Here is a 22,724-nt window from a genome sequence, read left to right as displayed (position 1 = left end):
AACGAAAAATACGCCCAGAGGCGCATTTTTTGGCTGTTGATTATGCCTGGCTGAGTCGCTGTGAGCGCGCGCCTGCACAGGGAAACGGGTCAGTTCGGAAAGATGCTAAGGCAGTGCCTGACTGCTCGGCCCGGCTACGGGACGCTTTCCTCTTCTGACCGGTTTCCTGCGCGTTGAGCCTTGTTATTGCGGTTGGGTTCACTCTGCTTTAGCTTTAGCTTTTGGCATTCGTGCCTCTTACGCACAAAGCGGCTGACTGAACTGCATCTGATAGAGCCGCGCATACGCGCCGTTCTGTTGCAGCAACTGCTGATGCGAGCCGCGCTCAACAATCATTCCCTCTTCTACCAGCAGAATTTCATCAGCCTTTTCAATGGTCGAGAGCCGGTGAGCGATGATCAGCGTGGTCCGGTTCTGCTGCAGCGTCTCCAGCGCAGACTGAATCGCGCGTTCAGACTCGGTGTCCAGGGCCGAGGTCGCTTCGTCGAGGATCAGAATCGGGCTGTCGCGCAACAGGGCGCGGGCAATCGCAATGCGCTGCCGTTGTCCGCCCGACAGCAGTACCCCATTTTCGCCAATCATCGTATCCAGTCCGTTATCCATTTTATTAATGAATTCCATGGCATGAGCCATCTCTGCCGCCTTTTCAATTTCCTCGCGGCTGAAGACATCGGTACGGGCATAGGCAATGTTGTTGGCCACCGTGTCGTTGAACAGGTGAACATGCTGAGAGACCAGCGCCATCTGCTCGCGCAGCGAGGCCAGTGTGTAATCACGCAGATCATGTCCATCCAGCAAAATTTCGCCGCTGTTGACGTCGTAAAAGCGCGTCAGCAGGCTGGCGAGGGTCGATTTCCCCGAACCGGAACGGCCGACCAGCGCCACGGTTTTACCGGCGGGAAGGGTCAGATTGATATGCTGCAGCGCCGGTGTTTCCGCCCCCGGATAGGTAAAGGTGACGTCGCGAAACTCAATGTTGCCGGTGGCGCGCTTAACCACGCGTGTACCTTCGTCCTTCTCCTGTTCCATATCCAGAATCGCAAACAGCGTCTGACAGGCCGCCATGCCGCGCTGAAACTGGGCATTGACGTTGGTCAGCGACTTTAACGGACGCATCAGCATCAGCATGGCGGAGAACACCGCACTGATTGAGCCTGCGGTCAGCGTGGCCATCACTGAGGGAAAACTGGCCGCATAGAGCACAAAGGCGAGTGCTGACGAGGCAAGAAGCTGAATAATCGGATCGGAGAGTGAGGTCGCCGAGACCATTTTCATTCCCTGGCGACGCATTTGGTTACTGACCTGGTTGAAGCGGTCGGTCTCAACCTGCTGACCGCCGAACATCAGCACCTCTTTATGCCCTTTCAGCATCTGCTCGGCATGAGAGGTCACCTGCCCCATGGTGTTCTGCATATTTTTGCTGATACGGCGGAAGCGCCGGGAGACGATGCGGATCGCCAGCGACACAATGGGAGCCAGCACCAGCAGGATCAGGGAAAGCTGCCAGCTGTAATAAAACATCATGACAAACAGACCAAGAATCGAGGCCCCTTCACGCACCACCGTCACCAGCGACCCGGAAGAGGAAGACGCGACCTGTTCGCAGTCGTAGCTGATACGGGAGAGCAGCGTGCCGGTTGATTGCTGATCAAAGAACGATACCGGCATGCCCATCATGTGACTGAACAGCCGACAACGCAGGGCCATCACCACTTTGCCTGATACCCAGGAGATACAGTAGCTGGAGATATAGCCGCTGACACCGCGGATAAGAATCAGCCCGATAATCACCAGCGGCATCCAGACCAGAATACCGGGATTTTTCTGGCCAATGACATCGTCGAGCAGCGTCTTCAGTAACGTCAGCATAAACGGGTCTATGGCGGCGTTGACGATCAGGGCAACACCCGCGACCAATAGCCCCAGCCTGAAGGGAGAAATCATCGGCCACAGGCGACCAAAGGTTTGTCTGGTAGAGAGATTGGTATCAAACATGACATGCATCTTACCGTTGTGAACAGACGGATGATGTTATGTTAAACCGCGTCAACCAACCGGAAACTGCCGCGTGGTAAAGGATGCTGGCCATTCCCAGATGAGACTGGCACATTAATTTCACCATAGAGGCAGAGAAAACTCTGGTACTAAAAGCATTATGTCACCTTAACAGCAAACAGCGTGATATCCGGTAAATTGCGGCTAATAAAGCGGCCCGTGCCAGCTATTTACCTTAAGCTAAAAATTAGCGGTTAATAACAGACACGCTGCGGCAACGCTCTTTAATTCCTCTTATAATTTATTGATTAATATTAAACAGTTACACAAACAGATCGCTCTCCAGGCATAGTCCGAATCTGGTCAGATTCGCCCTTTTCGGATGGACGACCGCCTGAAAAAAGACCATCTTTTAATCAAAAGACAGCAGGATGCTGTTCTCTCCGGCCGCGAACAAAACAATTAAAATATTCCCCGCATCAGGATCTATTTATGCACACAGAAATTATTAATATCTGGCCACACGGCGATGCACCAGGCGCCAGCGACTCGCGCGCCGAGCCGCAGATTGTCGATATGGCAAAAGAGTATGAACCTTACGATCGCGCTGCTACCGGCGTGCGTTGCCCGGAGATGGCGATCTGGCATCCGGTCGAATCCAACGGCATTACCCTGCTGGTCGCACCGGGCGGTGGCTATCAGCGTGTAATGATCGATCGTGAAGGCAGCGCGCTGGCCACCTTCTTTACTTCCATGGGCTACACCCTGGCGGTCATGACCTATCGCCTGCCCTATGACGGGCATCACGAAGGTCCCGACGCACCGCTGGCCGATGCGCAGCGTGCGGTTCGCGTCCTGCGTGATCGGGCACAGCGTGGCCTGAACGGTAAATACATTGTGATGATGGGCTTTTCGGCGGGTGGCCACGTGGCGGCCAGCCTGGGAACGCGTTTCGCAGAGAAACTCTATCCGGTGCAGGATGGCGCAGAGAACTTCTCGCCGCGTCCGGATGCAATGGTATTAGTTTATCCGCTGATCAGCATGCGTGACGGCATCGCTCATGAAGGTGCCAGAACCCGCCTGCTGGGTGCGTGGCCCGATCAGAAAACGATTGAAGCCTACTCAATGGAAACCCGGGTTCATCCGCTGGTGCCGCCGACGCTGCTAATCCACGCCGCCGACGATGATGATGTCTCCGTGAATCACAGCATGGCGTTTTTCGGCGCGCTGCGTGAGCATAAAGTTCCGGCAGAAGTGCATTTCTATCAGAAAGGCGGACACGGATTTGGTATCCGTGGCGTGGCAGATTTGCCCCTCGCCAGCTGGCCGATGTTAGTGACCGAGTGGCTCAGGGCAAAAACCTGACATTACGCGGCGGGCGGAACGTCTTTGACGTTGCTATCCGGCGGACTGGCTTCATTGCTGGTCGCCGGTGCCGCTGATGGTGACATCACTTTGTCCCAGCTGTTTTGCAGGCTTTTTACGTTGGTTTCTGCTTCGCCTTCCGGCTGAATCAGAACCATCATCAGCTCCTGCGTCAGCTGCTGGCGCAGCTCCTGATTCAGCTGTTCGCGCGTCAGGCCGGCCAGGAAAGTCTGACGCAGCTTCTGGTACTGCTCCGGCGCGATATCGACCACGGCGTTCTGCTGCGAGCGCAGGCGCTGGCTCATCAGAACATCGGTGTCGGTGCGGGCATAAGTGGTAAACAGCTTGTTCAGCTCCAGCAGCTTCTGCGCCATCAGCGCATCAAACTCCTCCTGCGGTATACCTTTGTCACGCACGTTCGCCAGCTCACGTGCCACCAGATTCATATTCTGCGCCAGATTTTCATTACGTCCATCCATGTTGATGGAGCACTGCGCACGCTGATAGAGCACCCGGCAGTCGAATCCGACCTGGATGCCCTGCGCCTTACTGTCACTGAGTGCACGCTGAACGTGCCAGAACAGTGCTTCACGGGCCAGATCGCTTTGCCAGTAACGCTGCAGATTCTGGGAGTCACGAATCGGTTGCCATGGCGTATCCCACACCAGCGACAGACGATCCTGAGTCATGTTGCTGCTGACCAGATTCACCGGCTCATGTGGCAGCGGCGACAGCGTCGGCAGTGGCGCAGGGGTTTCACGTTTGCCGGTTAACGCCGAGAAGGTTTTGTTGATCTGTTCAGAGAGGTTACGGCTGTCGACGTTGCCTACCACGTAGAGCGTCATCGCGTCCGGGGTGTACCACTGATGATAAAAATCGCTGAGCTGGGTTAAATCCACCGGTGCACGGGGTTGTGCAGCGGGATCGTGCGCCAGTAACGCGGAGCCTTTCAGACGGTAGCGCCACCAGACATCCTGCGGATCTTTCGGCCAGGTCGCCACCGGATCGGAGGCGGCCAGCGCGGTGTTAACCACTTCTTCAGTGATCGCCATATTGCCCGCCGTGGCCGCCAGCCAGTTCATCGCTTCTTTCAGCAGCTCGGGGCGGTTATTCGGCAGACTCAGATTATATTGGGTGGTGTTATAGGAGGCGATAACGGGCGGTAGCGGATGCTGAGGATCCATCGCCTGTTGCCATAGCGCGCGCTGCTGCTGCGTATCGAGCGCCGTGTTGTGCACCATCGCCAGACGCGACAACAGATGGCTGAAGCCGGTCTGTTGCGCACTTTCCACCAGCGAACCGGTGTTCACCACCAGCCGCAGTTCAATGCGGTCACTGGGGCGCTGCGGTGTGGCCAGTAACTGCCAGTTAAATCCATTATCCAGCTTGCCTTCCTGCCAGGCCGGATCCGGTTGCAGCGTTTCGGCCTGGAGACCAAAGCTGCCTGCCAGCACTAATCCACCAACCAAAAGCCGAATTCTGGTGCCCTGCATGTGAACCCCTACTCAAATAATTCAAATATCGTTATCACTGGCGCATATTGCCGCTGTTATTAACGAATCGGCTGACGCCGAATCGCGCTGTTATCCAACAACAGAGTGTTTGACCACAGGAAGCTCAGGATGTCGCGCAACGAAGTGAAAAACGTCAAAAAAAACAAGTGGGGTTCATTATGCAAATGCCCGCTGTCAGGGCAAGCGACAGCGGGCATTTGTGGGGATTTAAGTGAAATTCAATGATTAAATTGAAGATTCAGACGCTTTATTCTCCTTATTACGGCCTGCCAGCGTGTCGTTCAACTGCTTACGATCCAGCTGATCGACCCACTTCGCCACCACCACGGTCGCCACACCGTTACCGATCAGGTTAGTCAGCGCACGCGCTTCGGACATAAAGCGGTCAATACCGAGTATCAGCGCCAGACCTGCCACTGGCAGATGGCCTACCGCAGAGAGCGTCGCCGCCAGTACGATAAATCCGCTTCCGGTTACCCCCGCTGCGCCTTTCGAGGAGAGCAGCAGCACCACCAGCAGCGTAATCTGATGGACGATATCCATGTGCGCATTGGTCGCCTGAGCGATAAACACCGCCGCCATGGTCAGGTAAATCGAGGTGCCGTCGAGGTTAAAGGAGTAACCGGTGGGGATCACCAGCCCGACCACTGATTTCTTACAGCCCAGTTTCTCCATCTTATCCAGCATGCGTGGCAGTGCAGACTCGGAAGAGGATGTACCCAGCACAATCAGCAGCTCTTCTTTGATGTAGGCAATAAACTTAAAGATGCTGAATCCGGCAAACAGACGCGCAATCAGCCCCAGCACGATCACCACAAACAGAATACAGGTGATGTAGAAGCAGATGATCAACTGGCCGAGCTGCACCAGTGATCCCACGCCATATTTACCGATAGTGAACGCCATTGCACCAAATGCTCCTATCGGTGCCAGACGCATGATCATGTTGATGATGCCGAAAATGACTTTTGAGAAATTTTCAATCACGTTGAAAATCAGCGTGCCGGTGTTACCCAGACGATGCAGAGCAAAACCAAACAGAATGGCGAACAGCAATACCTGCAGAATATTGCCGCTGGCAAAAGCGCCAATCACGCTGTTAGGAATAATATCCAGCAGGAAGGGAACGATGCCCTGCTGTTCTGCCTGCTGGGCGTACATCGCCACGGCTTTAGCATCCAGCGTGGCAGGATCAACGTTCATCCCGGCACCTGGCTGCACGACGTTCACCACGATCAGGCCGATAATCAGCGCGATGGTGCTGACAATTTCAAAATAGAGCAGGGCAACTGCGCCGGTCCGTCCCACCGCTTTCATGCTTTCCATGCCTGCAATGCCGGTCACCACGGTACAAAAAATCACCGGGGCGATAATCATCTTGATTAACTTAACAAAGCCATCTCCCAGCGGCTTCATCTGGGTCCCTATTTCTGGGTAAAAATGGCCTAACAAAACGCCGATGCCAATCGCCATCAGCACCTGGAAATAAAGGCTTTTAAAAAGTGAGGTTTTCATAAACAGGTGTCCACTAACGCCGTGAGGTGATGTTGTCGGATTCGTTATTGTGACTGGCGGGCAACAGAGGTGACGCCTGACAGTAACCCGAAAATAACACTCTGTTTACGTGATTAATACAGGGTGACAAACGCCCAGGAAACCCTGGGATCGTAATTCTGAACTGAAACGCTTCAGCAAGGGGTTTTGTAACTAAAATTCTCGCAAAATCAATGAATCAGGCAATTATTGCGGCAGTGAGGAGTTTTCGATCCAGGTCTGGTTGAAGCGGCTCACCGGCAGCGCTTCCGCATAGAGATAGCCCTGACCGATAGCGATACCGCGTGCCAGCAGCCAGTCGCGCTGCTCCGCCGTTTCCACCCCTTCGGCAATCACCTCCAGATGGATAATCTCGGCGATGGCCGCCACGATGCGGACCATGGTGTCGTCATGCGGCAGTGCCGCCACAAAGCTGCGATCCATCTTCAGTTTGTTAACCGGCAACGCTTTCAGCTGATGGAGATAGTTCAGGTTGGAATAGCCCATGCCGAAATCATCCAGCGCCACCGCCACGCCGGTCTGCTGCAACAGTCGCAGCATCGACATCGCCTGTTCCGCATCGTCAAGCTGAGCCGTTTCTGTCACTTCCAGCACCAGGGTGCCTGGCGCAATGCGGTGGCGCGCCAGCAAAGATTGCAGATGAGAAACCACGCCGGTATCCCGCAGTTGCACAGCGGAAATATTCACACTCAGCGGCAGCATCATGCCCTGTCGCTGCCAGCCAGCCAGAATGCGGCACGCCTCTTCAAACACCCAGCGGCCAATCGCGCTAATCACGCCAATCTCTTCGGCACTGGCAATAAACTCTTCGGTCAGACCGTAACTGCCATCAGGCTGGCGCATACGCAGCAGCGCTTCTGCACCCGTTAACCTACCGGTGCGCATATCCACCTGGGGTTGCAGGTAGAGGGCGAACTGCTCATCGTGCAGCCCCTGCAGAATGTCATGCTCCTGTGTCAGACGCTTCTGGGCGCGCTCGGTCAGCGCGGCGTCAAAGAACAGGATCTGGTTTTTGCCCTGATGGCGAGCCGACATCATCGCCGAGGTCGCGCGGTCAAGCAGCTCATTCGCGTTCAGCGGCTTATCGTCGCGCAGCGCCAGACCGATACTGACGTTAGGACGCAGCTGCAGCTGATGCAGGTTGACCGGCTGATTCAGGCGAATCATCAGGTTACGCGCCAGGCGCAGCGCACGGAACGGATTACTGGCACGCTTCATTAACAGCACGAAGTCGCTGACACCGGTCTGCGCCAGCAGGGTATGGTCATCCAGCGTATGCCGGATTTTCTCCACCAGCGTCAGCATCAGCGTATCGCGCTGCTCATCGCTCAGGACGCCATTGGCTTCCTGCAGCGTTTCAATGCGGATCACCATCAGACCCAATGACTGTTCAGGGTTGCACATGAACTGTTCGACCAGCGCCAGAAACAGCGTACGGTTAGGCAGATCGGTGACGGCAAAATGGGTCGTCAGCCGGCTCATCTCGTCATGAATCGACTCCAGCACCTGCTGATTACGGTTATAGCTGCGGATCAGCATGCCGATTTCGTCATCGCGGTGGCTCTGCGGCAGGGTCAGTTTATGCGTCAGAATCGACTGCGGTGGCAGCTCCTGCAGCTCGCGTGAGAGATTGCGCAGCGGATGCACCACCAGCCGGTTGATGCACCAGCTGATCGCCACGGAGAGGATCAGCGCCAGCAGCAGATAGGTGATGATCATGGTTGAGAGGGTACTGAGGATAAACTGGTAGACGCGCGTCGAGTTAGCCTGCAACACCAGATAGGCCAGCGGCTTCGGCATCCCGGTATTTTCGACCGAATAGAGCGGCAGGGTAATCTGCACCGGCAGCTCAAACAGACGGGCCACCAGAAGCGGCACCGGTTTTTCCGTCTCGAAATCGGCGTGCAGGGCCTGGAACGCATTAGGCAGCACCACGTCGGCGCGCGATAAAATACCGGCAGGCTTCAGTGAATGAAGAATGCGTTCGGCCTGAGAAATATCGGCGCGCAGCACTGCTTCCGACAGCGGCTGGCGGACGGTGTGCGCGATATTTTCCATCTGCTGGGCGTAGTCAATCCTGCGCTGCTGCACAAAATGAAACAGTTGGATGACGATAAAGATACTGATGGTGATAACCGCAACCAGCGAAACTGTCGCCATCTGCTTTATCGTAAGTGATCGGCTTACGCGCAAAAAATTCTCTCCCGACGATGAAAAAAGCCCAGATAGCAGACAGGACAATGCCCGCCAGTATATCCCATAAACTGACTTTTTTACCGTCTGAAAAGTCCTGCTTTTTCCCGTTCCGTGTTATTTAAAATCTGCGTAAGGGATCAGCGGCTGTGGCGGCATATCGAGATCGCCTTCCCAGCCGCCGGCAGCATAGCGCACATAGAGCAAACCATGACTCGGGGTGTAATCCTTCGCCTGCTGAATATCGACACCCGCCCCAATAAACCAGCTCGACGTCAGCCGTCGCTCAATCACTGCCTGCAGCGTATAGCCCGTACCGCCGCCGGAACTGCTGGCAGAAGACGGATTACTGGCAAGGGTATAGCCCGGATTAACCGGATAGCGCTGCTGCGCACTGGTTTTCGAATGTGACCAGGAGACGGAGCCGCCCAGATCAAACGACCAGTTCTCTGTCCGCTGCCGCCAGGTCACCGGCACAGAAAAGGAGAGATACTGCTGCGGACTGTAGTAACCGCCCTGGCCGAAGGTGTAATCGCTGAGATCCTTCTGATAGTGCCAGAGCATGCTGTTAAGCCCGACGGTCGCACGGCGGTTGTCGCTGTTGATGAGCTTATAGTAATAGCCGCCCATCAGTCGTTCACGGCTGTTATCGGCGACATTTTTACCGGTGATCTGATGTGCGCTGATGTCGCCCCAGACGCCATGCGCGCCGCCCTGATCGTAACTCAGCCCGATGCTGCCGCCCGTGGCCACCACGCCACCCCAGCTTTTGCCCCCGTTGGCTGCAGGATCGCGCGTCCCGGCATAGGAGAGCAGCGAACTGGCTATCGGCCTGCGTGAGGCAGTGAGTGTGACGCCGAGCTGTTTCACATCGGTTTTCCAGCTCAGGCCGCCGGTCCAGTTAGTGACTTCAAAACCCAGCGGCGTGGTACCGAGGTCAGCCGACCAGGTCGCGTTATGCCAGCCCGCGGCCAGCGCCGTGCCCTCATCGCGCTGGCGGGTCTGGCGACTGCAGCCGCCCGAACTGGCGTCGTCACAGCTGCCAAACAGGGCGTCGATGCTGCCGTTTTGGGTGGAAAAGGTGCCTGCGGAGACATCCACCCGATCAAGACGGACAAAGCCCCGGCCATCGGCAAACGGATGTTCCGCCTGCAGCATGGTGGTGTGCGCCGTAAAATCGGAGATTCCGCCAGTACCGCTGTTGCGTGAATAGTCCTGCTGCACCGTCAGCGTGGTCTGCTGCTGACGGTAAAGATCGGCCGTGTCGCTGCGCAGGCTGCGCTTCAGCCAGTCATCCTGGGGATTGTTGCGGGTTGCCCGGCTGATATTGCCACGGCTATCGATACCGCTGGCCGTCATCGCCTGACGATAGTCTGCCAGCGCCTGTTCAGGCTGCTGCTGCGCCCCCTCCAGCCGTGCCGCATCACGAAACACCAGCGCCTTGTCCTGCGAAGGCGGCAGCACGGCAGCGCGCTGTTTCAGATCGGTAAACTGCGCGGCAGCCCGCGTGGTTTCACCCACCGCCTGCCACGCCAGCGCAGCACGGCGATCCGCATTGACACTGGCCTGCACCGGCGGCTGTAGCATCAGGGCCTGGCGAGCTTCGCGGGTGCGCTGCAGGGCAACCAGCGCTTCGATCCGTCCCAGCGCCGCATCGCCGTTATCCGGCTGGCGCGACAGCACAAGCTGATAATCCGCCAGCGCCTGCTGCGCTTCACCGCGTTCCAGCGCCCAGTCGGCCAGCATCAGGTCGCGCCGGGTAGAAACCGGCTGCTGCCGAAGCAGCGTCACCGCTGCCTGCTCCTGCCCGGCGGCGCGCAGCGCCTCAGCCTGGGCAAAGATCTGATCCTGCTTCAGGCGGTCAGCCAGCTCGCGCATATCGCTGCTCCACTGCGCGTCGGGCAGCCGATGCAGCGTGGCCATCGCCTCGCTGTTGTTATCATTGCCTGAGAACCAGAGTGCGGTCGCATACAGCGCGGTGGCGTCCTGAGGATGCTGCTGCGGCAGTGCGCGCATTACCGCATCCGCCTGCTGTCCGGTTCCGCTGTTACGCAGTGCCCCCGCCAGCCGGTAACTGAGCCAGACGTCATCCGGTGACAGCTCGCGCGCCTGGCGATATTTCTCTGCGGCCTGCGACCAGCGCGCCTGCTGCGCCAGGGCATCCGCTTCCGCACGCAGGCTGTCGCTGCGCAGCGTCCGGATTGTATCGGCCAGTGCGCGCTGCTGTGCAGCGGGCAAGGTATTAATAAATTCCATTTCGCGAGCGGGCGACACCGTCTGATACAGCCCCGCCAGCCGACGCACTGCGGTAATATTGGTGCCATCCAGCCGTCGCGCGCGCTGCCAGAACTGTTCAGCCGCCGCCGTCTCTTTGCGCGCCATCGCCACATCACCCAGGCCAATCAGGGCATAGCTGTCGCTGCTGTCATACGTTTGCGCCGCGCGATAGTGCTTTTCGGCAGCGTCGATATCGTGCTGTGCCAGCGCTTTATCGCCCTGCTCAATCGCCAGCCAGTAGCGATTGCTCTGCAATAGTGACTGCCATTTGCCGATCAGCGTGCTCTGCTGACCCGCTTTAATGGCGCGTTCCAGCCAGAGAGTGGCGGCATCACGATGACCTGCGCGGGCCTGAGTTTGTCCCATTGCGCCCATTAATTCGGCATCGTCGGGATTCGCTTTCAGCGCCCGGTTAAGGGTCGTCATCGCGTTATTCACGTCGCCTGCGTCAACCAGCGCCAGCGCCCTCATCCGTTCCCGATAAGCGGGATCGGCCAGCGTCGTCTGCTGCTTCGCGAGCGCCTCTGCGCCCTGCTGGTGCGCATCGCCCTCAGTGAAAACGGCCAGATAAGCTTTAAGCTGTGCCACGCTGCTGTCGCTGATCGGCTGATCGGTGATCTGCTGCAGCCAGAGGTCGGCAGCAGCGGCACGCCCGCCATTGCTGTTTGCCAGCTTTTTCAGCTGCGCTATCGCCTTTTCTGGCTGCTGCTGATTAAACGCCATACGCGCAATTTGTAGCTCAACCCCGATATTGCCCGGATAGCGCTGTTCCAGTGCCTGAAGCTGCTGATAAGCCATCCCCTCCTGACCGGGAAGGCGCGCCAGCAGCCGCCAGTACTCCAGGGCGGTATTGGGATCGGGGAAGACGCCATTAAACAGCGCATCATAAGCGCTTTTCGCCTCGGTCAGTCGTCCCGAGGTGGCAAGCAGACGTGCCTGCTGCAGTTGCTGTCGTCCATCGGATGAGGTCAGCGCCAGGCCGACAGCGGATTCGCGCGTTTCTGCCGAATCAGGTGCAACCTTTTTCAGTTGATCCAGCAGCAATTGCGCGCTGGCGATATCGCCCTGATGCAGCGCCAGCCGCAGACGTGCCGCCAGCACCTGGGGATTATCAGGATCGATTTTCTCCAGCCGATAAAGCGATTGCTGTACCAAATCGTATGTGTTGGTCGACTCGCCGGTACGGACCTGGGTCAGCAGCCAGTCGACCGGCGAGACTTCCGATCGGTCAGCGGACGCGGCCATTCCCGGCAGCGCACTTAGCGCGCCGAGCAGCATGCCTGTCCGCAATAACTGAGCGTTATTCATCTTCATCCAGTAAACGACGACGGGTAATAATTCGCATCAGACGCCATGTCATCAGCGCGAACAGCACCACCACTAAGAACGCACAGAGTGCCAGCCAGAAGGGATGTGAAGAGAGCAGTGACCAGAGACGTTCCCACCACGGCAGATGGCCGACAAAGTAGGTCTCTCCAACGCGCAGGCTGTTGACGCCCGACTCACGGATAATCGCCGTGGAGCCTGAGATCGCCTGGCGTTTGCCGCTGTCAGCCAGCGCCTCATCAAGCAACTGCCAGCTACGCGGACTGCCATCGGCGAGCAGTGCCACTACACTGCGCTGATCGTAAAACGGCGACTGGAAACCGATCACGGTCGCCAGCGGGCCGCGTGAACCAATGGCTGTGGTACTTTCCGCTGCTCTTTCAGCCTCACTCAGCGGCTGAACAGGCTGAGAAACCTTGCGCGCCGGGGTTTTCAGCCAGCTGGCGGTGGCGTCGACCAGCGCCGTGATCCGACGGTCATCCTGAAGATCTTTAGGAATATCGCCGATCATCAGCAGATCCGCATCCTGCTTTTTCGCCGTACCCCAGTCATTGGTAAGCTGTACGCGCAGCGCCGGATAGCCGGTTTGCGCGCCCATATTGCCCAGCGCATTCAGCAGTGTACTCACCTGCTGTGCATCAGGGTTCGGCTGGACCAGCACCAGCGTCTGGGCCAGATCGGCGTAGCGACTGAACGGGAAGCCCGCATTCGCCCAGCTCTGCAATGAGGGCATTTCGATGTAGTGGCGATAGCCAGAGAAGTCGATGCTGGAATTGTCGTCCACCACCACATGATGTCCTACCGGCGTCACGGTTTCACAACGCCCGTCGGCGGTGCCCCCCATAAAAGTATTGGCATAGTCAAAATCAAAGCGCAGCTGGTTAACCACGCCCAGCCGCAGCGCCGGGATCAGCAGCTCATGATTCTTGTCCATCATTCCCTGAATCAGCGGAATATGCAGCAGTTGCTGCCCGGCAGTGTTTTTCGGCACCAGCGGGTAGTCCTGAATAAACTGATTATTCAGGTTAACGGCCAGTCGTGAGCCATCCGGGTGAACAGGCGAGGTGTAGCGATAGCTCAGATCCATATCGATACCGCGCGCGCGCACCAGGAAGAGATCGGGCGGCAGGTTCAGCGTCAGACTGATCGGGTTGGGCTGCAGTCCGTCAGACTGTAACTGGTTTTCATACTGCGTCAGCTCTGCAAAAGTGGTGCGGCGATCGGTCCGCACCCAGTTTGGCGCATCATAGGGCTGACGCGGTGCCAGCAGTGTGACGCGGTCGATGGTCGCGCTGTCGCCGCGTAACAGCAGCTCGCCCTGCGCAATCCCCTGCACCGCCGTCAGCAGATCGTCGTCGTTGCGTCCCAGGATTAGCAGCATTTTTTCATAGGGGCTGTCAGGCTGGCTTACCATCGTCACGGTCGGCTTCATCACCGGCGGCAAATTTTTCAGGAAATCCGGGCGTGCATCGTTGGTGGCAAACACTACCGCATGCTGCTGTTGCGGCAGCTGATTGTAGAGCACAGGAAAATGCTGTCCGCGCCAGGCGGCTTTGCTGCCGAACCAGGAGGCCAGGATCGCAGCGGCACGCTGCTGGTTAACGTCTGGCCGGGCAGCAAACACCATCGGCAGGGTCAGCGGCCGCGTGTCGCGCGTATCAAGAAAGGGCTCCGGGAAATGAGACAGGTCGTTTTTCAGCGGCAGTTTTTGTAGCGTCAGATCCAGACCGCTCTCTTTGCCGATATCGAGCCAGATGGTGCTGTTGGCCGGATTTTCACAGATGTTGGCGTAGTGTCCGACCAGCTCAAAGCGCACGCGGTTGAAGTCGGTGATAAAACGGGGATCGATTGCCAGCTGCATCTGATTCTGTTTGCCAGGCTGTTCCGGCGTCAGGGTGATCAGGCTCACCAGCTCATCGTTGAGATAGACTTTCAGCTGCGACAGCGTGGGCAGCAGCGCAGGCGAAGGCCGGTAGCTGAGATTAAGCAGCGCACGTGTCACCACCTCATCACTGCGCACCCCGAACTCGATCTGCCCGCTGGGGCGGGTTCCGCTCAGCGTCATGCTGCCCGGCGGCGGTGCCAGCTTAACGAAGCTCAGCTGACTGCTACGCAGCGGCGCGGCAGGCTGCTGGGGCAACGATTGCACCGCCGTTTCTCCAGTGGCCATGATCGGCGCACTCTCCTGCGCCACAGCGCAGCTTAGCGTTGCCGAGCCCAGCAGCAGTGCAGCGACCCACCTGTTTATTCCTGTTGTTGTCATATCATCAACTCAATGCAGATTTTTTGAAGCGGGCACGCGTCCAATGCCTTGCGGCAACAGCGAAGCCAGCCAGCTTACCCCAGCGGTAAGCAGGTTAAACAACCGACGTAACTGCGGCGGGCCATATTCCGCCAGGCGCAGATAACCTTTGAAGCCGAGGATCATGATGTCGGCCAGACTCTGCACCGGCTTATCCTCCGGAAAACCGTCCTGCCACAGTGCCCAGGTATCGGCACGGGCGAAGGTACACTGGATAAAATCAATATGTTGCTGGGTGGTCAGCTGATGCAGACGGACACCCGCCCGACGGCCAAAAACACGCTGGACCTGGCACGGAAAACTGAACTCCTGCTGTCCACGACGCAGCAGCAGCCAGACTTTTTCATTTTCCCGCAGTGCATCCGGTTCGCGCATCTCCAGACCTACACCGCCGTCGGAGTAGTCACGCAGCGTACAGGGCAGCATATGACCATCCTCGCGTGCGATGGCAGCGGGCATGGCAATCTCTACCCGATGCGCCTCGCGGATCTGTCGTGCTTCAACCGACACCGCTACCGCGCCACCGAGAATAATCATGTTGTAGATCACCCAAATCAGGCTTACGCATACCGTCAGTATCTCGTTTGCCGGACCATGCTGTATGCGCCAGAACGCCATCAGCACACCCGCCAGATTGAGCAGCACCAGCAGCATATAGGGCTTGGTGATCACCCAGTCCAGGTGCTGCTCCTCGACCAGTCCGCCTTTGGCGGTAACGTTAAACTTGCCTTTGTGGGGATTGAACAGCGCTACAGTGGTCGGGCGGGCGATATACCAGGCCAGCACCGTCTCGTAGACTTCGCTCCAGAAAGAGTGACGCCAGCGCCCCTGGATACGCGAGTTGGTGAGGCTGGTATGCAGCATGTGAGGTAAAACGTAAATCGCGATCGCCAGCGCAGGCGCGTAGATGATGTAGGCATGGCAGAGTAAAAATGCCAGCGGTGCCAGCAGGAAGACCAGCCGTGGAATGCCGGACAGAAAGTGCAGCATGGCGTTGGCATAACAGAGCCGCTGCACCCACTTCAGCCCTTTGCCAAACAGCGGATTATCCAGGCGGAAAATCTGCACCATGCCGCGTGCCCAGCGTATACGCTGTCCGATATGCGCTGACAGGCTTTCGGTGGCCAGTCCGGCCGCCTGAGGAATGCGGATGTAGGCTGAGGTGTAGCCACGCCGATGCAGACGCAGCGAGGTATGAGCATCTTCAGTCACGGTTTCTACGGCAATACCGCCAATCTCTTCCAGCGCGGTACGGCGCAGAATGGCGCAGGAGCCGCAGAAGAAGGTGGCGTCCCAGGTATCATTACCGTCCTGCACCAGCCCGTAAAACAGCGAGCCCTCATTCGGCGTACGGCGAAACCGCCCGAGATTGCGTTCAAACGGATCGGGCGAAAAAAAGTGATGCGGCGTCTGCAGCATCGCCAGCCGGGGATCCTTGATAAACCAGCCCATGGCCATCTGTAAAAATGAGCGAGTTGGCACATGGTCGCAGTCAAAGATCGAGACGAAGTCGCTGCGGCAGTACTTTTTCAGCGCGTGGTTGATGTTGCCCGCCTTGGCATGTTCGTTAGAGGGACGCACCACATAGTTAATGCCAATGCTGGTGGCAAACTCGCGGAATTCCGGTCGGTTGCCGTCGTCGAGCAGATAGATAGTCAGGCGATCTTTCGGCCAGTCGATGCCCAGCGCAGCATAGAGCGTTGGTCTGACAACGCTGAGCGGTTCGTTATAGGTCGGCACCAGCAGGTCCACCGATGGCCACTGCGTACGGTCAGCCGGCATAGAAACCGGCTGGCGGTTAAGCGGCCAGAGCGTCTGGAAATAGCCCAGCACCAGCACCACCCAGGCGTAGGTCTCTGCTGCAATCAGCAGCAGACCAAAGATCAGGCTCAATGGATCGTCCCAGTTCAGCGTCGAGGTATAGCGCCACCAGAGGTAGCGGCACGACACGGTCAGCGACAGCACGATCAGCATCATCGTGGGGAAACGCCCCGGTATGCGCCGTACCAGCATGGCCAGACCCCAGAGCAGTACGACAAATATAAACTGGGTCATCAGACCAAAGGGCTGACTGATACAGAGCAGCGCCAGCAGTGTGGCAAAGAGGGCAACGACGACGAAAAGGCTGCGTCGCATCAGTGGCGACAGACGCTTCAGCCGCTGTTCAAGACGCGTATCAATGCGCTGGGTTTGCGAGCGGGCGACAAGATTATCCAGCCAGCGATAGCCATGGTGCCGCCAGCCAGTCAGCACGCTCAGGCGATTAACACCGCCGCGCCCGCCCGCAACCGGTAGCCGGATCACAATCAGCCAGAGCGTCTGAATCAGATAACGCAAAATATCCAGCGGACGCGGACGCTCTGGTGAGATATGCGGATAAAGTTGGCGACGCTGCTGAATAACACGCTGCCAGGCCGGGCTTTCGAAACGGAGCAACATCAGCCCCAGAACAGACCAGAACAGGTGGAGTGCACTGGCGAAGCGGGAAGCGCCGTTGCCACGTGCGGTGGTATAACCGCTGTGCAGCGATTGCCAGGCGGGGGCAGTCAACAGCCAGCGCAACGGATTCACGGCCTCACCCCATCCAGATTGAGCAGCAACCAATTTGCCAGCGTGATGATCTCTTCGCTGACTAACGCATGTGGCCGATATTCACCAACCGGTTGCTTCATCATCAGCGATTCAGCCAGCGCCTCATCGCGGTGGATCAGCAGCGGTATCAGCTCTGTCAGCGAAGCCATCCAGAGCTGATGGAGGTCCTGCTGCAGACGACTGTTGGCATTGAACTGATTGATTATAAAGCGTGTACGCGCCGGAAAATGGCGCTGGTTCAGACGTAAATGACAATTCGCGTCTGGCTGAGTGACGCACAGTACACCGTCCAGTTCCGGATAGAGCAGGTCGTGCCATGGCAGGGGATCAGCGGGCAGATCGAAAATAATCCACTGATAGCGCGCCTGCAGGTCCGGCAATGCCTGGAGCAGCGGCGCGGCCACCGTCTCATTCTGGTGGGCAATAGTCAACGCATGCTGATGAGAAAGCACACCATGTGGAAGCAAATCAGGGCCATTGGGATAGCGAAGCGCGGCATGCTGCCACGCCTCATCATCGCATAGCGCCTGCATCCAGCCACTCTCCTGCTGAGCGGGCAGATTAAAATGCACGCCGAGCTGACTGACCGGCGAGCCGTCGATCAGTAACACCCGCTCGCCGAGGGCCGTGAGTGCCCAGCCGAGTCCGGCACAAAGAGAGGTTGTGCCAACGCCGCCCCGCACGCCCTGAAGCGCTATCAGCGGCATCAGTCCGGTTGCTCAGGCTGGCTGGGGAGCGTTTCCGCTAATAGCGGCCAGCGCGACACGATCTCTTTCAGGCGCTCTTCACGTGCAATGTCGACATAGCGAAAAGCGTGCAAAGAAAAGGCGTCACGCAAAGCGCTAATATCATCCTGACGATCGCCAGCAGTGGCGACAGGGGTATAAAGATTCTGGTTTTTCATTACATTTCGCCAAAAATAAAACAATGTCAGACTCAGAATGAACGCGTGCGCGTAAAAAGGGTGTTGAAAAAATTCCCTGAAACGCGGCATTTGCAGAACATTGTGAGCCAGCCTGTCATCAGCAATGTTTAAATTTCTCAGGTTACATCCTGGCCTGTCTATAATAAGCTAGCCTGGACTGGAAAAATAACGAATTCAATATGAAAAATTCTTTTTCGCTAGGGCTGTTGCATGTTCAGCCTGAATTAACGGCATTGCAAACCCCTGGCTGTTATTGGGTCACTTGTGCACGGCAGGATGACGCCCGCACTTTTATTCGACAGGTGATTTCACATCAGCAGGCCGCCACGCTGATCAGCGCTGATCAGCCGCCGCGTGATTTACTGACGCCCGACCCGGTCGGCGGTCCTGACCGTATCCCGCTGTTTTCTCTTCCCAAAAGCAAACGGAGTCTGTTGCAACTTGAAAGTGATTTTCTGCGCACGCTCGGCAGTAAAAATGGCCTGGTGATATTTAACAGCAGCGCAGCGCAATGGGATAAGCTCAATGACGCCGAATTAACGCGGTGGATAAAGGGTATGCGCCACACGCTGCATAAAAGAAAACTCACACTGTTAATCGTGACGTCCGGCTCCACCATAATAAACCTGAGTAATAATCTTCAGCGTTATTTTCGTCAGCTGGATGGCGTGGCGCATTTGGGCTTTCAGCAGGATAGCTGGCAGTATCGAATTAACTGGTGGTATGCCGCTGAACGCCTGCTGGCCGATCGCGCAATACGCCTGGGCTGTGAAGAGGATCGTTTCTTAACGTTAAATGAAAACCAGGAACCGCTGAGCCTTAATGACGAGCAGCATTATCTTGCAGACAAAAGAGTGCTTGAGGGTGCACCGCCACTTTCACGCCAGTGGCAACTCTTTGATGATAATGAGCAGGTCTGGTTACGGGCTCAACAGGCCAATGCCGCAACGGTTATTTTCAGCCTGACCCGAAGCGACCTTATCAACGAACTGGCGAAGTTTGTACACAGCCTGCGACGCGGACGCGGCAACGGCCTGAAAATTGTGGTGCGCGAAATGGGTGCCAGCCTGCGTTACAGCGACGAACGTCTGCTGCTGGCCTGCGGGGTAAACGTTATTGTGCCGACCAACGCGCCAATGTCGCGGTTTCTGACCACGCTGGAAGGCGTTCAGGGACAGGTGTTCAACCGCCGTGTTCCCGCCAGTCTTGAGGCGTTAACCGCGTCGTTGCAGCCTCTGCATGAAAAAGGCTACCTGCGGCTTGACGCCTTCTGCCAGTCAGTCAGCCAGTTGATCAGTAATACTTTACTGCCGGAAAATGATAAGGGTCTGCTGGTGGCGTTGCGGCCGGTGCCACAGCTTAAACCGCAGCAGATCCTGACACTTTGTAAGCCGCGCCGCTTTGGCGACCTGGTCACGGTTCTGGAAGATCGCGTCATTCTGTTTCTCTCCTCCTGCCGCTATAACGATCTTGATAAGGCATTGAAATATATATTTTCATTGCCCCACGACGAGCTGTTTGCAAATCGAATGGTCTGGTTCGAGGATAATCAGATCCTTGCGGAAGTCAGCAATATTAAGAAACTGACGCCCATGTCGGTTCAGGATCTGACGCCGGTATCAGAGACAATACGTGTCGCCGTTGAGCGCCGGCATGAAGCACAGGAACGCTCAGCCCCCCTGCCCATCACTTTATTGCCGGAGAATGAATCCCGATGAACCTGATGGATTGGGTACAGATTGCGCTGCTGGTCGTTGTTATTTTGCTGATTTTAAAGCCGGTCTGGCATCAGTGGCTGCCGCGTCGCTGGAACGGCCTACTGAATCGTCTTTTGCCTGCTCGCGCGCTGAAGTCTGAAGGCCACTGGCAGCGTCAATCTCCAAAAACGGATGCAAAAATTAATGAAAAATGATCAACCCGCTGCGGCCCACTCTTCCCGTTTGTGGTCCTGCTGGCGCGGACTGGGCGGCTGGAACTTCTACTTTTTAGTCAAATTCGCCCTGCTGTGGTACGGCTACCTCAACTTTCACGCCCTGAGTAATTTAGTGTTTCTTGCCTGGCTGCTTTTCCCGCTGCCGTCGGTTCGCCTGCATCGCCTGCGCCACTGGGTCTCGATTCCTGTTGGCTTCGCGCTGTTCTGGCATGACACCTGGCTACCGGGACTCAGCAGCATTCTCAGCCAGGGCGATCAGCTGGCGGGCTTCTCGGGTGCTTACCTGCTCGATCTGGCTGAGCGTTTTATCAACTGGCAAATGGTGGGTGCTCTGTTTGTTCTGCTGGTGCTCTATCTGTTTATTTCGCAGTGGGTTCGCATCACCGTGCTGGTTTCGCTGATGCTAATCTGGCTCAACGTGCTGACCATTGCGGGTCCGGCGATGTCGCTGCTGCCGACCCGCGCGACGACCCCGCAGGTGGTGCTGAATCAGACACCGGCTGCTGCCAGCCAGGCCGCTGCCGTGCCGGATGGGCTCGATCAGTCTGCCGCGCCCACCAGCGCCAGCCTGACCGCCTGGCTCAGCCGTTTTTATGAGAGTGAGCGCAAGCGCGTCACCCATTTCCCTGACAGCCTGCCGGCCGATTCGCAGCCCTTCGACATCCTGGTGATCAACATCTGTTCACTCGCCTGGTCCGACATGGATGCCGCCCAGCTGCGTAATCATCCGCTGTGGCAGCACGTCGACATCATGCTGACCAACTATAACTCCGCCACCAGCTACAGCGGACCGGCGGGGATTCGTCTGCTGCGTGCCAGCTGCGGTCAGACTTCGCACAGCGAACTCTACAAACCCACCGATTCACGCTGTTACCTGTTCGATAATCTGGCGAAGCTGGGCTTTAAAGAGCAGCTGATGATGGATCACAGCGGCGTGTTCGGTAACTATCTCAAGGAACTGCGCGAGGGTGGCGATATTCAGGCACCGCTGATGTCGCAGGCGGGCATTGCCCCGGAGCTGAACTCATTCGACGGCTCGCCGGTACTTAACGATGCTCAGTTAATGCAGCGCTGGCTCGACGATCGCAGCAAGAGCAGCGATGCCCGCAGCGCCACCTTCTACAACCTGATCCCGCTGCACGACGGCACCCGTGAGCTGGGCAGCACCCAGACCGCCCCGTGGAAGCCACGCGCTCAGCTGCTGTTTGATCAAATCGACGCCTTCCTCACTCAGCTGGAGAAGTCGGGCCGCCGGGTGATGGTGCTGGTAGTGCCGGAGCATGGTGCCGCACTGCAGGGCGATAAGATGCAGATGTCAGGCCTGCGGGATATTCCCAGCCCTGCCATTACGCATGTGCCGGTGGGGATTAAATTTGTCGGCATGAAAGCCCCGCATCAGGGTCAGCCTCTCAATATTGATGCGCCGACCAGCCTGCTGGCAATCTCAGAAATTGTGTCGCGGGTGGTGGATGGGCAGGTATTTAACGCGCCGAATGTCAATATGTCGGTATTGACCGACAAGCTGCCGCAGACGCCGGTGGTGTCGGAAAACGACGGTGCGGTGGTGGTGATGTATCAGGGCAAGCCCTGGATCAGGCTCAACGGCGGCGACTGGGTGCCCTACCCGCAGTAACGCATTACCGCCGGACAGCAGAAGTGTGTGTCAGGCGCGGCTCAGCGACTGACACACCGGGTTATCAGCCGCAGAACGGCGGCCAGCGCCGTTCTGCGATTGATCAGCGCTTCTCCTGAAACGCCTGCCAGGTCAGTAGTTGCAGGCTGGCAGAGAAGTAGTTCTGATCGGAAGCCAGCTTATCACTCAGATAGCCGGTCTCATTCAGCGTCAGATCACGTACCGCCAGCAGACCGCCCTCAAGGTGATAAGGGGCGGGTGCATTCGCCAGCACATCAAACCAGGCGGGGGTCAGCATGCGACTGTAACCCTGCCAGACGCGCTGAAACGGCACCAGCGCCAGACTGTGCGGATCGTACCACCAGATGTTCAACGGCACGCGAATCGCATCGTAGCTGAAGCGGTTTGAATAGCCGACAGCCGGCGCAACCGACCCATCCGCATTCAGCGCGACCCAGTCCAGTGGCAGGCCGGTTTTGCCAAAACTCAGCTTACCCAGCAGATCAAAACCATCATTAATCAGCTTATCCCAGACCTGCAGATGACTGCGCTCGCCAAACTCCCGCCACGCCTGAAACAGGAAGTACGAGGGATTCAGCACCACGTAGCTGGTTTTATTGAAACCCTGCGCGCCCGGCAGCAGGACGGTATGACCGCCAAAGCGGGTGACATCCAGCTTGATGATGGCGCGCTGAATGCGATCAGACTCCTGCTGATAGCTCTCCACCTGCCATTTCTGTGCGGCACGCTGTAGCGCCCATGCCAGCAGCACATCGCCATCCGAGGCGTTATTTTTGTCGGCCACCGGATTATCACTGCCCGGCACATAGCGCCAGTAGAAGAGATCGGTCTGCGGATTACGCAATTGAGTACGCGTCCACTGCCACAGCCGATCAAAGGTGGCGCGATCGTTGTTGGCCACTGCCAGCAACATGCCATACCCCTGACCTTCGGTGTGACTGACATTGTTATTGGCGGTGTCCGTGATCCGCCCTTCGGCGGTCAGAAAACGGCTTTTAAAGGTATCCCAGCCGCTGGCACTTGCCTGCGCGCTGCAGGCCAGCAGTAAAACAGAGCAGATCCAACCCATCCAGAATGGCTTACGTTTCATTTCT

The 22,724-nt window shown here is 57.3% G+C and carries 14 protein-coding genes; 4 read left to right on the top strand and 10 right to left on the bottom strand.

What is annotated here, in order from left to right; genetic code table 11:
* Positions 1-237 precede the first annotated feature (237 nt).
* Positions 238-1,995, bottom strand: coding sequence for a lipid A ABC transporter ATP-binding protein/permease MsbA (gene msbA, locus F3I20_RS15700; RefSeq protein ID WP_370452851.1), 1,758 nt, complete (start codon positions 1,993-1,995; stop codon positions 238-240).
* Between the two features lie 492 nt (positions 1,996-2,487).
* On the opposite strand from msbA, the gene F3I20_RS15695 reads away from it, so the two are divergent.
* Positions 2,488-3,360 carry an alpha/beta hydrolase gene (locus tag F3I20_RS15695; RefSeq protein WP_013359660.1) on the top strand — a complete coding sequence of 291 codons (873 nt, stop codon included), beginning with the start codon at positions 2,488-2,490 and terminating at the stop codon, positions 3,358-3,360.
* A 2-nt stretch (positions 3,361-3,362) separates the two neighbouring features.
* On the opposite strand, the gene F3I20_RS15690 is transcribed toward F3I20_RS15695, so the two are convergent.
* From F3I20_RS15690 to bcsR, 8 genes are all read right to left on the bottom strand, one after another.
* Positions 3,363-4,853: a M16 family metallopeptidase gene (locus tag F3I20_RS15690; RefSeq protein ID WP_150013303.1), complete on the bottom strand. Its 1,491-nt coding sequence runs from the start codon at positions 4,851-4,853 to the stop codon at positions 3,363-3,365.
* A 246-nt stretch (positions 4,854-5,099) separates the two neighbouring features.
* Complete coding sequence (locus tag F3I20_RS15680; protein ID WP_150013305.1) at positions 5,100-6,389, bottom strand: dicarboxylate/amino acid:cation symporter; 1,290 nt, start codon at positions 6,387-6,389, stop codon at positions 5,100-5,102.
* A gap of 225 nt (positions 6,390-6,614) precedes the next feature.
* Positions 6,615-8,621 (bottom strand): biofilm formation regulator HmsP, encoded by a 2,007-nt coding sequence (hmsP, locus tag F3I20_RS15675; protein WP_150013307.1) that lies wholly within the window; start codon positions 8,619-8,621, stop codon positions 6,615-6,617.
* A gap of 117 nt (positions 8,622-8,738) precedes the next feature.
* Positions 8,739-12,206 carry a cellulose synthase complex outer membrane protein BcsC gene (bcsC, locus tag F3I20_RS15670; RefSeq protein WP_150013309.1) on the bottom strand — a complete coding sequence of 1,156 codons (3,468 nt, stop codon included), beginning with the start codon at positions 12,204-12,206 and terminating at the stop codon, positions 8,739-8,741.
* A complete protein-coding gene (gene bcsB, locus F3I20_RS15665) occupies positions 12,199-14,487 on the bottom strand; it encodes a cellulose biosynthesis cyclic di-GMP-binding regulatory protein BcsB (protein WP_150013311.1) in 2,289 nt (762 codons plus the stop codon). The genes bcsC and bcsB overlap by 8 nt, the downstream gene beginning before the upstream one ends.
* 9 nt (positions 14,488-14,496) lie before the next feature.
* Positions 14,497-17,097 (bottom strand): UDP-forming cellulose synthase catalytic subunit, encoded by a 2,601-nt coding sequence (gene bcsA / locus F3I20_RS15660; RefSeq protein ID WP_150013313.1) that lies wholly within the window; start codon positions 17,095-17,097, stop codon positions 14,497-14,499.
* Positions 17,094-17,825: a cellulose biosynthesis protein BcsQ gene (bcsQ, locus tag F3I20_RS15655; RefSeq protein ID WP_150013315.1), complete on the bottom strand. Its 732-nt coding sequence runs from the start codon at positions 17,823-17,825 to the stop codon at positions 17,094-17,096. The genes bcsA and bcsQ overlap by 4 nt, the downstream gene beginning before the upstream one ends.
* Positions 17,825-18,022: a cellulose biosynthesis protein BcsR gene (gene bcsR, locus F3I20_RS15650; protein WP_150013317.1), complete on the bottom strand. Its 198-nt coding sequence runs from the start codon at positions 18,020-18,022 to the stop codon at positions 17,825-17,827. The genes bcsQ and bcsR overlap by 1 nt, the downstream gene beginning before the upstream one ends.
* A 200-nt stretch (positions 18,023-18,222) precedes the next feature.
* Here bcsR and bcsE point away from each other — a divergent pair, with 200 nt between their 5' ends.
* The 3 genes from bcsE to bcsG are packed head-to-tail and all read left to right on the top strand — an operon-like array spanning position 18,223 to position 21,609.
* Entirely contained in the window at positions 18,223-19,761 is a 1,539-nt protein-coding gene (bcsE, locus tag F3I20_RS15645) for a cellulose biosynthesis protein BcsE (protein ID WP_150013319.1), read from the top strand.
* Positions 19,758-19,955, top strand: coding sequence for a cellulose biosynthesis protein BcsF (bcsF, locus tag F3I20_RS15640; protein WP_098051885.1), 198 nt, complete (start codon positions 19,758-19,760; stop codon positions 19,953-19,955). Before bcsE ends, bcsF begins: the two co-directional genes overlap by 4 nt.
* Positions 19,945-21,609 carry a cellulose biosynthesis protein BcsG gene (gene bcsG, locus F3I20_RS15635; RefSeq protein WP_150013321.1) on the top strand — a complete coding sequence of 555 codons (1,665 nt, stop codon included), beginning with the start codon at positions 19,945-19,947 and terminating at the stop codon, positions 21,607-21,609. Before bcsF ends, bcsG begins: the two co-directional genes overlap by 11 nt.
* A 103-nt stretch (positions 21,610-21,712) precedes the next feature.
* Here bcsG and F3I20_RS15630 read toward each other — a convergent pair whose 3' ends face one another.
* Complete coding sequence (locus tag F3I20_RS15630; RefSeq protein ID WP_150013323.1) at positions 21,713-22,720, bottom strand: family 8 glycosyl hydrolase; 1,008 nt, start codon at positions 22,718-22,720, stop codon at positions 21,713-21,715.
* Positions 22,721-22,724: the final 4 nt, after the last annotated feature.

Origin of the sequence: Candidatus Pantoea gossypiicola (genome assembly GCF_008632075.1) — a bacterium.
GTDB classification, from domain to species: Bacteria; Pseudomonadota; Gammaproteobacteria; order Enterobacterales; family Enterobacteriaceae; genus Pantoea; species Pantoea gossypiicola.
This window is presented reverse-complemented; position numbering and strand designations above follow the sequence as displayed.